Here is a 15137-nt window from a genome sequence, read left to right on the forward strand (position 1 = left end):
CGATACTCTCGGGTGGCGATATAAATATAATTGACATGTATCTCGTGGCTGTCGTCGCTGGTGACATCCGCGAGCGAGAAGCGGCGAACGACACGACGCTGAACGCGTCGCCCCAAGCGTCGAATAGCAGATCGAACGGACAGTCAGGCGTCCTCGGTCGCGTCGGCGTCACTCGCTTCGCCGTCAGCACCGGGTTCGACCACCTTCTTTCCCGTCGCTTTCGGAATCACTTTCCGGTCGGCATTTTCCCACTCGCGGTCGAGTTCCCGGCCGTCGAACAGGCGGTCTAAGAACACCGCAAGGCCGGCGACTTCCGAGTGCGGTTGGTTCGTCACGCCGACGTTGTAGTCCGCGTGTTCGTACACCTCGAACGGAACCTTCTCGCCGCCGACGACGATGAGGATGGGCGTCTCCTCGTGGACTTCCCGTACGTCCTCCTCAACATCTTGGACGCGTTCGCCGTACATCGTCAGGTGGACGACGACGCCCTCCCAGTTGCGGATGACGGCGTTGAGGGCGTCCGTTAGTTCGACACCGAACGGGCCGCCGAACCGGCCGGTGATGTCCTCGACAGTCTCTTTCGACTGGCCGGCGTTGTCGGGCAAGATGACGCGGTCGGCACCGAGTGCGCGGGCCGTCAGGCCGACGTGCGTCGTCATCCGGTCGTCCCGCCCCGGTCTGTGTCCGTACCGGAGGACGGCGACTTCGGGTTCCTCGTGCATACGCCGAGCGAAGCGGTCCGCCCGCTAAGGCCCTTCGCTTCGTTTGCCTCTCCGACTGTCGATGGCCCCACAGACGCGACGATAACCCGCCTCGGGACCGAGAGTGCGCTTACAGCCGACGAGGAGATTCCGGCGAGGGCAGGGAATACGCGAGACAACAACAGAACGAATAGTGACGAACGGGACCAGAACGAACTTACTACAGGGTGGTGCAGTGACAGTATGCGACTTTCCGAAAAACGAGTCGTCGTCACCGGCGGGGCGGGACTCGTCGGTTCCCACCTCGCACAGTACCTCCGCGATGAGAACGATGTCGTCGTCGCCGACGACCTGTCGAAAGGGACGCGCGAACGCGTTCCCGACGGCGTCGAGTTCGTGAAGGCCGATCTGACTGACGCCAGCGACGTGGCCGAGGTCATCACCGAAGACGTGGACGTGGTTTTCCACTTCGCCGCTTACACGGACACGAACTACGCCGACCCCCGCAAACTGTTCGAGGAGAATACCGAGATGACGTACAACGTCCTCGAACGCATGGAGGAAGTCGGCGTCTCGAACATCGCTTTCACCTCCTCTTCGACCGTGTACGGCGAGGCACCGCGTCCGACGCCGGAAGACTACGCACCCCTCGAACCCATCAGTGTCTACGGCGCGTCGAAACTTGCAGACGAGGGACTGCTCTCCACGTACGCCCACTCGAAAGACGTCACTGTCTGGCTGTTCCGCTTTGCCAACATCGTCGGTCCGAAACAGCGCGGCAACGTCATCCCCGACTTCATCGAGAAACTGCTCGAAGATCCTGAAACGCTCACCATCCTCGGCAACGGCCGACAGGAGAAATCCTACCTCCACGTCGAAGACTGCGTGCGCGCCATCTCGCACGTTGTCGAGAACGCCGAGCAGTCGATGAACACGTACAACCTCGGGACGCGGACGACGACCTCCGTCACGACAATCGCAGACATCGTCTCGGACGTGATGGATCTGGACCCCGAGTACGAGTACACCGGCGGCGACCGCGGCTGGGAGGGTGACGTGCCGCGGATGCGCCTGTCTATCGAGAAACTCTCCGCACTCGGCTGGGAACCCGACGCCTCCAGCGACGACGCCGTGCGCCGCGCGACGCGCGAACTCGCGGCGGAACTGCGCGACGAGTACGGCGTCGAAGCCTGAGTCGGACGCGCGAACAGTACGCCTTTTATCGGGTCGGCCCCCAGCTTTCGTCGTGCAGTTCGTCGGGTATGATACGGCCGGACCGGGACTCTTTCTCGCCAGCGACGGCGATGTTGAACACGTCACACTCGACCCCGGAACGGAACTGACGTACACGCTCGGCGAACGCCACTGCGCGGGTGTCATGACCGACGACGAACACTGCGCGTGCGAAAACGACGCCGCGCCCTACTGCCGGGACCACCGGTCTACGTGGGTGTGCGCGAAGTGTACCGGTACCTGTCTGAAGGACGTGATGGACTGTCACGACTCGCACGCGATCTATCTCGCCGCGTTCGCGCCGGACGTGTTCAAAGTGGGCGTAACGAAGGAGTGGCGTCTTGAGACGCGCTTGCGCGAACAGGGCGCAGACCGCGGCGCACACATTCGAACGGTTGCCAACGGCCGCATCGCCCGCGAGATCGAGGCCGGACTGGCAGACGAGATTCCCGACCGGATTCGCGTTCCGACGAAACGCGATGGACTCCACCGCAAGGTGGACGAGGCGGCGTGGGAGTCACTGCTCTCGGAGTTCGACGTTCTCGACCGCTTTGACTTCGACTACGGACTGGAACTCGATGCCCGGCCGGTCGATGAAGTCATCGCCACCGGCACCGTCCGCGGTGTCCAAGGCCGCCTGCTCGTTCTCGACCACGCGGGCAGTACCTACGCCGTGGACCTGCGTGATCTCGTAGGCCACGAGGTGACCGCCGAAGCGACGACTCGTGACGTGCAGTCGAGTCTCGGTGCGTGGGGCTAACAGCCGGGACCAACAGTCCTTTCCAATCGGACCGAGAAGTCACCCACATGCCCGAAGATCCAGACGAACCCACGGACGAATCGGCCGAAGACGCCGGGGAACCCACCGAGGGAGCCGGTGCTGACGGTGACGACGAGGAGAAGTCGTTCCGCGAACGAGTCGAAGAAATCCGAAAGCGGCGCGAAGAGGAACGCGAAGAGGGCGAACGACCGTCGCCCGAAGAGATGATGGGCGGCGGTGGCGGCCCCGGCGGCGGCAACCCGTTCGCGCAAATGATGAGCGGTATGATGGGCGGCGGCGGCCCCGGTATGGGCGGCGGCATGGGCGGTGGACCCGGTGGCCCGCCAGGTGCCGCAGGCGGTCGCGGCGAATCCGAATCGGCCGGGAACGAAGAACTCGTCCGCGAGGTTCGCCAACTCCGCGACGAAGTCCGCGATGCAACGCGACAACTCCAGCGTATCGCGCAGGCCGTCGAAGACTTAGACGACTAATTCGTCACCCCGTCGCTTCGACGTTTCAGTATCCTTTTTCGGCACATACGCGGTCGTACAGCGTCGAGAGCTCGTCAACCGCGCGTTCGACACTCACCGCATCTCGACGTTCCAGACACGACTTCGAGAGCGTCTCGCGCTCGTCAAGGACACGTTCGATAGCCGCTCGGCAGGCATCTGTGTCGCCGAGGGAGTAATGATAGCCCGTCACGCCGTCCACGACGGTGTCCGAGAGGGCACCCTCGTTCACGCCGACGACCGGCGTCCCGCAGGCGTTGGCTTCGAGGGCGACCAACCCCTGCGTCTCGACGGGACTCGGGAAGACGAACGCGTCGAGTGCCGAGTAAAACGCCGGCAGTTCTTCCCGCGGGAGAAAGCCCAAGAAGTGCGCGTCAAGCCCCATCTTCGTCGCCAGCGACTCCAACTCCTCGCGCGCCGGGCCGTCACCACCGAAGACGACCGTCGCGTCAAGTCCGTCGGCGGCTTTGAGGAACTCGTCGAGATTCTTCTCGTAACCGTGGCGGCCGGTGTAGCCCACGAGTGGACCATCCGGGAGGTCGTATCGCTCGCGGAAGTCCGCGGCATCGGTGGGAACGAATCGGTCGGTATCGATGCCGTTCGAGAGAACGATCACCTCGCCTTCGACGCCGACCACGTTGTGAAGGTGGTCGCGGGTTGCCTGACTGGGGCAGACGACAGCGTCTGCGCGACCGAAGAACCACCGTTCGTAGCGTTCCGACAGCGACTCGATTCGTTGCTCGAACGAGTCGCGCGAGGTGAGGTAGTCGGCGTACTCGCCGGTCGGCGTGTGATACGAGGCGATGAACGGGAGATTCTTCTGCCGAGCCAAGCGCAACCCCGAAAGTCCCAGCGCGAACGGCGTGTGTGCGTGGACGAGATCTACGTCATCGACGCGACTGGGTACCCGAGGAACGCCGAGGCGATACCCCTCGTAGAACGGAAATGAGACGCTTCTGACGGGGTACTCCCCTGCGTCGGGGACGTAGTCGTCGGTCCCGGGATACACCACATCCATCCGGCCGTCGCGTTCTCGCCAGTGGTCGCGCCACGTCTGTACGGTGTACGAGACGCCGTTGACGGTCGGGAGATACGTATCAGTGAACGCCGCAACCGACTGCATTCGTTCTCCGGTGTGTGACCGGGACTGATAAACCGTTGTGACTTCCGTCCGCTCCGTCATGTAGCGACACACCCGCCAATGAGTGCATTGGACGCTGATTTTCGTCGTTTTCGACGCGACTCGGGCGATATGCGGAACCGTTCGGTTCGGAGCGGAACGACTTTCCCCGACGGTCTCACTCCTCCGAATATGAGTATCGCGGAGGAACGCATCGAGCGTCTGCACGGACTCGCACGGGAGGCGGCCACGGAGGGGGAGTTCGACCGCTCTCGTGAATACGTCCGCCTCGCGCGACGTATTGCGGAGCGAAACCGGTGCGGATTACCGAAATCGTTCCAGCGGTCCACGTGCGACGCCTGCGACGTCTACCTCCGTCCGGGACAGAACGCCCGCGTCCGCGTCCATCGCGGTCGGGTCATCGTCCGGTGTCACGACTGCGGGGCGACAGAGCGGTATCCGTTCGACTGAGCGCGTCATCCGTTCGAGCGCATCATCCGTTCGAGCGCATCATCCGTTCGAGCGCATCATCCGTTCAAGCGCATCATCCGTTCAAGCGCGTCATCCGTTCACAGCGACAGCGGCGACCCTTAACGTTGAAACTACTCGGCCTTCTAGAGGTGACGCATGGGAAAACAAGATCTCCGGAAAGAGGCACACGATATCGATGTAACCGTCTGGGTCGGCAAAAGCGGAATCAGTGCGGTCGAAGAAGAGCTATCGGATCAACTGGCGGACCGTGACTTGGTGAAAATCAAGTTCCTCCGGTCTGCGCGGGCAGGAACGACAGTCGAGGAACTGACCGAGGAACTCGCAGACCGGGTTAACGCGGAAGTCATCGAGACCCGCGGTAACACCGGAGTCGTTCATCGATGAGCGTCGGGCTGTTAGTACTGCAACAGAATACTGGGGGCGGACTGTACGACGCCATCGGCAGGGCTCTCGCTGGATTCGGGATTCCCGAGTCCGTTGCCGTCCCCCTCGGTCGCGTTATCGCCTTCGTTGCCGCCTTCGTGGCAGTGTATCTACTCGGTCGTATTGTGGTCTTTCCCGTCCTCAACCGCATGATGGACTCCCGAAGTCTGGAGGACCACGCGCAGAAACCACTCCGCCGCGTCACCAGTGTCGTCGTCGTCTTCGTCGGCATCACCGTCGCGTTCGGAGCAGCGGGCTTCGAGAACTTCTTGCAGTCGTTGGCCACGATTGCGGCCGCTGCGACGCTCGCTATCGGGTTCGCCATGCAGGACGTCCTCCAGAACTTTGTCGCCGGAATCTTCATCTTCACCGACAAACCGTTCCGAATCGGTGACTGGATCGAGTGGGACGGAAACTCCGGCGTCGTCGAGGATATCAGTTTCCGCGTCTCCCGTATTCGGACGTTCGACAACGAACTGCTTACCGTACCGAACTCGCAACTCACCGACGGCGTCATCAAAAACCCCGTCGCGAAGGACACCCTTCGGTTGCAGGTTCCGTTCGGCATCGGCTACGGCGACGACATCGATACGGCGGCAGACATTATTCTCGAAGAGGCACGGGCGCAGCCGGAGATTCTGGACGATCCCGGACCGACGGTCCGCCTGACGGAACTGGGCGGCTCTTCGGTGGTACTCACGTCGCGCTTTTGGATCTCGAACCCGAGTCGCGCTGACTTCGTGAAGACGAAAGCCGAGTACACTCAGCGAGTCAAAGAGCGGTTCGACGAGCAGGGAATCGATATCCCGTATCCGAACCGGACACTCAGCGGCGAACTCACCGTGGCCGGTCTCGAAGAGGTTGCCGGGCCTCTCGACGACTAACTCGACTCTCCCGCGGTTTTACAGTTCGATCCGCTCAACGAGTTGACTCTCCGCTTTCGTGTTGACTGCCACAATTCGAATGAGGTCTTCCAATCGGGAGTTGTGCAGTTTCGCTTTCAGAAGGTTATCGACCTGATAGACGCCAGCGGCGTTGACCATCTCTATCTCGACGAGGACTGGCTTGTCCGTGCCGGGTTTCAGCGACACGTTGTCGATAGCCTGACTCGATAGTGTGTTGATTCCCCGCCCGCCCTTCTCGTAGGGGATGCGCGACCGACCGCGTTCCATGTCGAGTGCGTCGGCGACGCGGATGACTCCCGCTTCGGTCGTCAGGGGATCTTCTTCGGTGTGGTGGCACAATATAGCATGGAGTACCTCCGCCTTCATGCGCACGACTTCCGACGTGTCGTAGAACTGCGGGAGGAACCGGTCTAAGAGGTCTGCGGCGAGCGGAATCGAGTAGTACGCGTGTTCGTCGCGATGGACGATGTGGCCGATGTCGTGTAGGGTCGCCGCGAGAGCGACGATGACGGCTTCGTCCTCCTCCGCTAATCCTTGTTGAGACGCACCGTTGAAATCGACATCACCGGCTTTCAGGAGATCGTACAGGCGGAGCGCTCGGTTCCGAACGATCTCGATGTGTTTCTCGCCGTGGTCGTTGTACCCTTTCCGGGTGACTGCGTTGACGTTCTGCGCCTTGAGATACGTCTTCACCTCGGGATCGTCGAGGAGCGTCGGGAGGACTTCGTTGAGTTTCTCGTCCGGAAAGTTGTGGCTCGCTTCGGGATCGTACTTTCGACCACCATCATCGGTTACTTCGGCCATTCCGTCCCGTAGTACGTCCGCGAGATGAAAGAATCTCCGGTCGGATTGGTCGCGTTACTGAATTTAGGCGCGCATCGTCTCGGCCGCCGCTGCGACTTCGTCGTAATCGGGTTCGGCACCCGGATCGTCGCTCACCCACGCATACGACACCGTTCCGTCGGTGTCCACGACAAACACCGCACGCTTTGCGACGTTGTGGACGCCGAGCGAATCGAAGTCCATGGCTACGTCGTACTCGTGGATGAGTTCGCGGTTCGTGTCGCTGATGAGGGCGAAGTTGAGGTCGTTCTGCTCGCGGAACTCGTTGAGCGTGAACGGTGTGTCGATGCTGGCGCCGTACACCGTCGCACCGATATCCTCGAAGTTCGCCATCCGGTCGCGGAACGTACACATCTCTGTCGTACAGGTACTCGTGAACGCGGCCGGGAAGAACGCGAGCACGATGGGCGCTTCGTCAAGATGCTCCGAGAGAGTGAACGATTCAACGTCGCCGTCTGCAAGCGGTGCAGTGAAATCCGGAGCGTCGTCTCCTACGTCTACCATATGGGTTGCTCGTCGGAACGCCGGTTGAAACTTCCCCTCTCGGTCAGTGTTTACGACGTTCGCGTATCGCCGCTGCGAACGCGACGGCCGCGCCGAAGAACGACGCGTTCCGGACGAACGCGTCGAACTCCTCGTCTCGTTCGTCGCCGCTCATATTCCAGAAGTCGTGCATCTGTGGCGTGACACCGAGCAGGAACGCGGCGATAGCGGCAGCCCCGAGGAGTGGCGCGAGGCCGAGTGCGAGGAGCACACCGCCGACGAAGAGCAGGAGGCTCGCGGCCGGGACGAGAACGTTCGGGAACGGTAGTCCGACACTCTCGGCGTAGCCGATCATATCGTCGATATTCGAGAGATTGTCGTAGCCGTCACGGGCGAATTTCGCACCGAACAGTACCCGTGCGAGAACGAACAGCAAGCGCTTGAGCATACATTCGAACTACGGTTAGCGGGCGATAAACGCTGACGGCCGAAGCAGTCCTCGCTGGTTTCGACACGCGCGAGCGGCGACCGAACGCCGGTCGGTGGATTAGCTAGTACTCGTGACTGACTCGGTTGCTTTCATTTTCATTCCCGAATATGGTAGTTTGAAGCCGTAACAAGGCAGTAAATTGTGTTTCGTGGTCGCTCGACCGTTGGAATGAGGGGCTATGTGAGACCGTGAAATGCAAAAAGCCTATAGTTACGAGTAGGTTAGGCTCAGTTAGCGATGTTCCAGATTACCCCTCTATTCCCGGGGATCCCGGGTGGGCCGGAGCTCCTCATCGTGCTGCTCGTCCTCGTGCTGCTGTTCGGGGCGAACAAGATTCCGAAGCTCGCTCGGTCTACGGGTCAGGCTATGGGCGAATTCCAGCGCGGACGAAACGAAATCGAGGAAGAGCTCAAGCAGATGGAGAACGACGACGACGAAGACGAAGACGAGGAGACGACGACGACCACGTCCACGTCCACCTCGACCTCGTCGGACTCGAACTAACCGACTTCCTCACTCCGGCTTTCTCGGGAAACAGACACCCGTCGTAGGAGCGTCTGCAATCCGTTTGCACGCCGGTCGAAGATTTTCCCGTACGAGCGTTGCAAGCGTCTCTCGGTGGGTCCTTTGGGCGTGTGGCCTAGCGGACTAGGGCGAGGGGTTCCTAACCCCTCGATCGCGGGTTCGAATCCCGCCACGCCCGTTATCGGTACGAGCGAAGCGAGTCCGATAACGAACCGTGCGGGATTCGAATCAGGGAGCAACTTGTTGCTGCGAGCCCCGTCGCCAAGCGAAGCACGGGGACAGTCGTGCGCTGGTTCGACCGTACGCCACGTCTCGTAACATATGTAAAATAAAACATATTTCTGGCCCACCAACCACACAAAAGACAATCAAGAATAACATTCGGATGTCACATATTCGGAGTGAATTCCACGACGGCGCGGAAAAATGACTGCTTAATGCTGTATGTGTTAATTCAAAGACCATTATAAATGTATTTAGATTGACTATTTATTTTCTAGGCGAAGGACATGGTATAAATGTGTCTTAAACAGCGTATAAAGAGCTACTGGAGTTTATTTCTATAGTATAAAATAAAATCATAACTTGTTTTTCCTCTGCAAACTCTTAGAATTCTCACTAAACAGGCCGTTAAATCCCCAGAAGCCTTTTTGATGGGGGGACTCCACCGAGGAACAATGGCTACCGACGACGGCGCGTCCTCGCCCGTCCGACAGGATTCGGACGGCGACGACGAGGGCGCGTTGGAGGGGGAGGTCGACGGTGACCGGGTAGCCCTCGAAGGTAACGTCGCACCGGGGGGCGCGACGGCCGAAGGGGGAGACGCGGACACGCCGAACGGTGACGCTAGCGGCGGCCCAACGGTCGCAGTTGGTGCGTACACGTGGGCACATTTCCTCGACGAATTCGGGGAAGACGGCGACGTCACGTCGCTCTACCGCGGTCACGATCCGCGGGAGACCCGCGAACGACCCGGCAGTTCCCGTTGGGACGACGCCGACGAGGACGAACCAACCACTCCAACGCGACCGACGCGCGACGATTGGCAAAACGTCAGTCTCGACCCGACGGACGAGCAGTATCTGGGCCACCACCCCGTCGAGACGGAGGACGAAATCGAAACGGCCGCGAGCGAAGCAAAGCGCATCCAGTCGGCCTTCGAGGAGTTCTGCGATCCCGAGACGACGCCCGTCGTCAAAGATGTCTGGATGTGGGAGCACTACAAGCGCGAGGACTACTACGAGGACGACGGCAGTCGTCCCCGCGACGAAGACGGTGAGATTGACCGCTTCGACGCCGAAGCGGCGCTCGGATTCGACCCGTCGGTCATCGAGAACGCGCTCGCGCGCGGTTCCCACCGTGCCGACGAGCTAGACGACGTTATCGAGGAACGCACCGTCAACGTCAACGAGGAGTTAGACGAGGATGCGTTCTTCTCCGACAGTCACGGCGCGACGACCGCGGCGAATCGCTACGACCTCGAAAAGGCCGTTCCGATGGAGAAGAAGACGCACTTCCGCGAAGTCGAGCGCTACTGGGTCAACAAACCCCACTCGTTCGTCGTCATCTTCCACTCTGACAAGGAAAACGAGAAGAAATACTACGTGGTCGAACCGTACCAGAACAGAATTGAACGGGATCTCGCGGAGTTCCTGACCGGAAAGCTGCGGACTGCGATCAAGTACAACGACGAGAGCACCATCGGAACGGGCGACGGAACGCGACGGCGTGTCATCGAACAGCAGTCGCTCGAACTTCTCGAACGGTACGACCTGTACGACCCCGGTCCCGACGGCTACAGCGACGCACTGTCACTTGCACCCGACCCTACTGAACCGACCGAAGAACCCGAACCCGGTGCCGTCGCCGGACTGTTCACCCGCCTTGGACTCGGCGGCGAGGATGCCGCGACAGACGGCGGGAAGGCTTCGCGCGACGGATCACTCGGCACGTTCGCACGTCGTCTAGGGCTGAGCGAGGAGTCGTTCGGCGGCCGACTCGGCAGTCTCTTCGCGGATCCGCCCCGTGATGACCCCGGACTCGACGGAATCGCCGCGCGTCCCGAACCCGCCGTTCTCGCGGACGACGATGCGACGCTGACGGAGTACCAAGTCGAGAAGTTACTCTACGTTCTCCGCCGAGACTTCATCGGCTACGAGCGAATCGACGGCATCAAACACGACATCAACGTCGAGGACATCTCCTGCGACGGCTACAACTCGCCGGTGTTCGTCTACCACTCCGATTACGAGCAGATCATCTCGAACGTCGTCCACGCGGAGACTGAACTGGACGACTTCGTCGTCAAACTCGCCCAACGCTCCGGAAAGGGAATCTCAAAGCGCCGCCCGCAGGTGGACGCGACGCTTCCCGACGGGTCGCGCGCGCAACTCACCCTCGGTCGAGAGGTGTCCGACCACGGAACGAACTACACCATCCGGCAGTTCAAAGACGTGCCGTTCACGCCCATCGACCTCGTGAACTGGAACACGTTCTCCTTAGAGGAGATGGCGTTCCTGTGGCTCTGCATCGAGAACCACAAGTCGCTCATCTTCGCGGGCGGGACGGCTTCGGGGAAAACCACGTCGCTGAACGCGGTGTCGCTTTTCATCCCGTCGAACTCGAAAATCGTCTCCATCGAGGACACCCGCGAGGTAGAACTCCCACAGCGGAACTGGATCGCCTCCGTCACTCGGCCGTCGTTCTCCGACGACGACAAGGGCGACGTGGACGAGTTCGACCTCCTTGAGGCGGCACTGCGGCAACGCCCCGACTACATCGTCATGGGCGAGATTCGCGGCGAGGAGGGCCGGACGCTGTTTCAGGTGATGTCCACCGGGCACACGACGTACACGACGTTCCACGCCGACAGCGTCGGTGAGGTGCTCAAGCGCTTTACGACGGATCCGATCAACGTCTCGAAGACGATGTTCACGGCGCTCGATCTGGTGTCCATCCAGACCTCCACGCGCGTGCAGGGCAACAAGGTCCGCCGGAACAAATCACTGACCGAGATAAACCACTACGACCCCGAGAACGACGAGATAAACGTCCAAGACATCTACCAGTGGCAGGCTGAGACCGACGAATTCCTACAGATGGGGTCGTCGAACACGCTGGAGGAGATCCGATTCGACCGCGGGTGGACCGAGGACCGTCTCCAACACGAACTGTTCGTGCGGCAGGTCGTCCTCGCATACCTCATCGACCGCGGCCTCAACACGTACACGCAGGTGGCCGCGACGCTACAGGCGTTCATCAACGATTCCGACACCATCCTGACGCTGATGGCCGAGGACGACCTCGAACGGAGCCTCGAAGATCTCCGGGAGATGGAATCGGTTCACATCAACGTTGACCCAGAGAAGGAAGACATGGTTCCGCGCCCCGATCCGCCGGAGGACGTTCTCAAACTCTGTCGAGACATTCTTGCCCGCGCCGAGGAGGAACTGTTCCCCGACTACCGCGGGAAGGACGCCGACGAGGTTGCGGACGCGCTCCGGCATATCGCCGACGAACCCGACGTGAGCGCACGATACGAGGACCACGCAGAACTCGATGCCTTGGACGAAGCGACGCGTGCGGGACCAGAACTCGACGCAGGTGAGGATGGCCCATCGGAACTTGACGCGGGCGATGATGGCCCATCGGAACTCGGCGCAGGCGTAGACGACGGGCCAGGTGAATTGGAGGGCAACGACACGCCCGCGTTAGATGCTGGGACGAGCGATGACGGCACGGAAGAAGACGAGACCACGGGCGAAGTTACAGACGGCAGTGACCCCGAAGCCGACCTCAGAGGCAGTGACGACGAGGATTTCGGCATCGAAGAGCTCCTCGGAGAAGATGTCTCCGAGGAGTTAGAAGAGGACGGGTGGGGATTCGGCGAGTTCGAGAACGCCGACCCCGAGGATACGGTAAATAACGACACAGTAAGCGAGGATACTGGCCGCGGCGACGCCGCGCGCGGCAAGGACGGTGAGAGCGACGCTGATCACGAAAGCGGCGACTACGAAGGCGACGAGCCATCCGAGGGAGGCGAGTAGATGAGCCTCGACTCGCCTACATCTGGGGGACTCGACCGCAGTTCCGACACACTCGGCGACGCGTTCTATCCCCTGTTCCGCCTGCTGTTCGACGAGGACGGCGACTTCGTGAGCGACGTCGAACGGAAACTCGAACAGGCGCGGATGCCCGCGACGGTGGAGTTGTATCTCTCGCACGCCCTCGCAGTCGGTGTCCTCGCTGGTGGATTGCTCTGGCTTCTCGGCTCACTCATCGGTTACGCGATGTTCGCATTCGGCCTCGTTTCGGCGGAGACGCTCAGTCTCGGCATTCCGACGCCGGATGCACAGACGGCCGCGTTCTTGGAGTCGCTGACGATGCCGTTCGGTGTTCTCGTCTCCGGACTCGTCTTCGGCAGTATCGGGTTCGCCCTCGGATTCGGGACGCTAGTCGCCGTTCCGTTCTCGAAAGCGTCGAGTCGCAAGCGGGAGATAAACATGCTTCTGCCCGACGCTATCTCGTTCATGTACGCCCTGTCGGTGGGCGGACTGAACCAACTTGAGATTCTGGAGGCGATGGGACGCGCCGAGGACACCTACGGCGAAGTCGCCCGCGAGTTCCAAAGTATCGTTCAAGAGACGGAGTATTTCGGGACCGACTACCGCAACGCCATCCGCGATCAAGCGATGGTGACGCCGTCGGACGAACTTTCGCAGTTCCTGACGGACATGCTCTCTATCGTTAACTCCGGCGGCAATATGGAGCAGTTCTTAGACGACAAGAAGGAGAAACACCTGCGAACCGCAAAGCAGGAACAGGAGATGACGTTGGAGACGCTGGAACTGTTCGGCGAGATGTACATGACGCTCTCGCTGTTTCCGCTGCTTCTCATCATCATCCTCGTCATCATGAGCATGCTCGGGCAGGCCCAGCAGTCACTGCTCTACGCGACGGTGTACGGCCTGATCCCACTCACCGGTGTCGGCTTTCTCGTCCTCGTTTCGACGGTGAAACAGGACGAACCCGGTGACGGCTATCTCCAACCAGCGGAGTCGCCTGATCGACTCGAGCAGAGCCACAGAGAGGGGCTGGTTCACATGGGGCTGATCGAGGATTTCACCGGCGAGTTCCGCCTCTTCGACCGTATCCACTCGCGCGAGGGGACGTACAAAACGAAGGAACTGCTCGAAAACCCGCACCTGTTCTTCCGAGATAACCCGCTTTACACGCTCGTTCTCACCGTCCCTGCGGCAACCGTGTTTGTCTTGACCGCCGTTATCGGCGGGGCCGCACCGCTCTCGTGGGACGCAATGTTGAACCAACCCATCTGGGGGACGTTCGTCTGGTGGTACATCCCCGCCTACGTGATCGGCATCCCGCTTGCGTTCTTCCACAGTTGGAACAACCGCTCTCGGCAAGCGGTCGTCGGCAAACTCTCGGAGAACCTCAGGAAGCTATCCAGTGCGAACGATACCGGCCAGACGCTATTGGAGTCGGTCAAAACAGTCTCCGATACGTCCTCTGGCAAACTCGCAGACGAGTTCGAGGTGATGCACGCGAAGGTTAACTACGGCATGAGCCTCCGCTCGGCGCTCGTTGAATTCAACAACAAGTACCACATCCCGCGACTGGCCCGGACGGTGAAACTCATCTCGAAAGCGCAGGAGGCATCGAGTCAGATTACGGACGTGCTATCGACGGCGGCGCAGGCATCCGAGAACCAAGACGACATCGAGCGCGAACGGAAGTCACGAACGCGGATGCAGGTCGCTATCATCCTGATGACGTATCTGACGCTGCTCGCCGTGATGGCCATCCTGAAGACGCAGTTCCTCGATGTGATGGCCGGTCTTACATCGCAGGCGAGTGCGAGCAGTTCGGGGTCGCAGGCCGTTCAAGGCGGACCGAGTTTCGGCGGGGCCGTGGATACGGCGATGCTCTCGCTTTTGTTCCTCCACGCGGTGACGCTGCAAGCCGCCCTCTCGGGGTTCATCAGCGGCTACATCCGCAGTGCCGACATCATCTCGGGCGTCAAGTTCGTCGTCATTCTCCAGACGATTGCACTCGCGGTGTGGGCGGTGGTTGGATGACCAGCGGGCGTGGGCGCGAAACCGAACGCGAATGCAGACACGAGCGCAAGCAGGAACACGAGCGAGCACAGACGACGATGGATTTCACCGTCGGCATCAGTATCTTTCTGCTCGTCGTCGTGTTCGTCGTGGCGTTCGTTCCCGGTATTTTCGAACCGTTCGAGGGAGCCGACCAAACGCAGACGGCAGACCGCCTCGGAACCAGTCTCGCAAGCGACGCCCTCGGTGAACCGGGGACGCCCGCCGCGTTGAACGCGACGTGTACATGGTCGTTCTTCAGACAGATGCAGACCGGAACCGACACGACCGCAGACTGTGGGTTCGATGCGACGACAGATACCGTCGCGGCGACGCTCGGAGTGACCGATGTAGCGGTGAACGTCACCGTCTTCGACGACGGGGCGGTGGCCGAACTCGACTCGCCGGACGGCATCGCGGGCACGAAGCGCGAACTCCGCGCTGGCCCGCCCGTCCCGACGAGTCGGGGCGTGGCGACGGCGCGCCGCGCTGTCCTGTTAGACGACCGGACGCGACAACTGGTGGTGAGAGTATGGTGAG

The 15137-nt window shown here is 61.0% G+C and carries 15 protein-coding genes and 1 tRNA gene; 11 read left to right on the top strand and 5 right to left on the bottom strand.

What is annotated here, in order from left to right; genetic code table 11:
- Positions 1-143: 143 nt before the first annotated feature.
- The gene (locus HBOR_RS09970; RefSeq protein WP_006056911.1) at positions 144-722 is read right to left on the bottom strand and encodes a tRNA (cytidine(56)-2'-O)-methyltransferase; all 579 of its coding nucleotides are present in this window, start codon (positions 720-722) and stop codon (positions 144-146) included.
- 222 nt (positions 723-944) lie between these two features.
- Here HBOR_RS09970 and HBOR_RS09975 point away from each other — a divergent pair, with 222 nt between their 5' ends.
- Genes HBOR_RS09975 through HBOR_RS09985 form a run of 3 tightly spaced genes read left to right on the top strand, consistent with a single transcriptional unit; the run spans position 945 to position 3185 of the window.
- Positions 945-1895: an NAD-dependent epimerase/dehydratase family protein gene (locus HBOR_RS09975; RefSeq protein ID WP_006056910.1), complete on the top strand. Its 951-nt coding sequence runs from the start codon at positions 945-947 to the stop codon at positions 1893-1895.
- Positions 1896-1947: 52 nt separating this feature from the next.
- Positions 1948-2694 (top strand): DUF2797 domain-containing protein, encoded by a 747-nt coding sequence (locus HBOR_RS09980; protein ID WP_006056909.1) that lies wholly within the window; start codon positions 1948-1950, stop codon positions 2692-2694.
- 47 nt (positions 2695-2741) lie between these two features.
- The gene (locus tag HBOR_RS09985; protein WP_006056908.1) at positions 2742-3185 is read left to right on the top strand and encodes a hypothetical protein; all 444 of its coding nucleotides are present in this window, start codon (positions 2742-2744) and stop codon (positions 3183-3185) included.
- A gap of 25 nt (positions 3186-3210) precedes the next feature.
- Here the strand turns inward: HBOR_RS09985 and HBOR_RS09990 are convergent, their stop codons facing one another.
- On the bottom strand, positions 3211-4326 hold the full coding sequence (locus HBOR_RS09990; RefSeq protein WP_013440631.1) for a glycosyltransferase: 1116 nt from the start codon (positions 4324-4326) through the stop codon (positions 3211-3213).
- Positions 4327-4515: 189 nt separating this feature from the next.
- Here HBOR_RS09990 and HBOR_RS09995 point away from each other — a divergent pair, with 189 nt between their 5' ends.
- The 3 genes from HBOR_RS09995 (at position 4516) to HBOR_RS10005 (ending at position 6122) form a co-directional block, all read left to right on the top strand.
- Complete coding sequence (locus tag HBOR_RS09995; protein WP_006056906.1) at positions 4516-4794, top strand: ribonuclease P protein component 4; 279 nt, start codon at positions 4516-4518, stop codon at positions 4792-4794.
- Positions 4795-4950: 156 nt separating this feature from the next.
- Positions 4951-5199: a YhbY family RNA-binding protein gene (locus HBOR_RS10000; RefSeq protein WP_006056905.1), complete on the top strand. Its 249-nt coding sequence runs from the start codon at positions 4951-4953 to the stop codon at positions 5197-5199.
- Positions 5196-6122 carry a mechanosensitive ion channel family protein gene (locus HBOR_RS10005; RefSeq protein ID WP_006056904.1) on the top strand — a complete coding sequence of 309 codons (927 nt, stop codon included), beginning with the start codon at positions 5196-5198 and terminating at the stop codon, positions 6120-6122. Before HBOR_RS10000 ends, HBOR_RS10005 begins: the two co-directional genes overlap by 4 nt.
- 18 nt (positions 6123-6140) lie before the next feature.
- Here the strand turns inward: HBOR_RS10005 and HBOR_RS10010 are convergent, their stop codons facing one another.
- From HBOR_RS10010 to HBOR_RS10020, 3 genes are all read right to left on the bottom strand, one after another.
- Positions 6141-6947, bottom strand: coding sequence for an HD domain-containing protein (locus tag HBOR_RS10010; RefSeq protein ID WP_006056903.1), 807 nt, complete (start codon positions 6945-6947; stop codon positions 6141-6143).
- A 63-nt stretch (positions 6948-7010) separates the two neighbouring features.
- The gene (locus HBOR_RS10015) at positions 7011-7490 is read right to left on the bottom strand and encodes a redoxin domain-containing protein (RefSeq protein WP_006056902.1); all 480 of its coding nucleotides are present in this window, start codon (positions 7488-7490) and stop codon (positions 7011-7013) included.
- Positions 7491-7533: 43 nt separating this feature from the next.
- On the bottom strand, positions 7534-7917 hold the full coding sequence (locus HBOR_RS10020) for a DoxX family membrane protein (protein WP_006056901.1): 384 nt from the start codon (positions 7915-7917) through the stop codon (positions 7534-7536).
- A gap of 279 nt (positions 7918-8196) precedes the next feature.
- Here HBOR_RS10020 and HBOR_RS10025 point away from each other — a divergent pair, with 279 nt between their 5' ends.
- From HBOR_RS10025 to HBOR_RS10045, 5 genes are all read left to right on the top strand, one after another.
- Positions 8197-8463: a Sec-independent protein translocase subunit TatA/TatB gene (locus HBOR_RS10025; protein WP_006056900.1), complete on the top strand. Its 267-nt coding sequence runs from the start codon at positions 8197-8199 to the stop codon at positions 8461-8463.
- Positions 8464-8588: 125 nt separating this feature from the next.
- A tRNA-Arg gene (locus tag HBOR_RS10030) sits at positions 8589-8662 on the top strand.
- Between the two features lie 499 nt (positions 8663-9161).
- Positions 9162-12530 carry a type II/IV secretion system ATPase subunit gene (locus HBOR_RS10035; protein ID WP_006056899.1) on the top strand — a complete coding sequence of 1123 codons (3369 nt, stop codon included), beginning with the start codon at positions 9162-9164 and terminating at the stop codon, positions 12528-12530.
- Entirely contained in the window at positions 12531-14579 is a 2049-nt protein-coding gene (locus HBOR_RS10040) for a type II secretion system F family protein (protein WP_006056898.1), read from the top strand.
- Positions 14576-15136 (top strand): DUF7287 family protein, encoded by a 561-nt coding sequence (locus HBOR_RS10045; protein WP_006056897.1) that lies wholly within the window; start codon positions 14576-14578, stop codon positions 15134-15136. Before HBOR_RS10040 ends, HBOR_RS10045 begins: the two co-directional genes overlap by 4 nt.
- Position 15137: the final 1 nt, after the last annotated feature.

Origin of the sequence: Halogeometricum borinquense DSM 11551 (assembly GCF_000172995.2) — an archaeon.
Taxonomy (GTDB): Archaea; Halobacteriota; Halobacteria; order Halobacteriales; family Haloferacaceae; genus Halogeometricum; species Halogeometricum borinquense.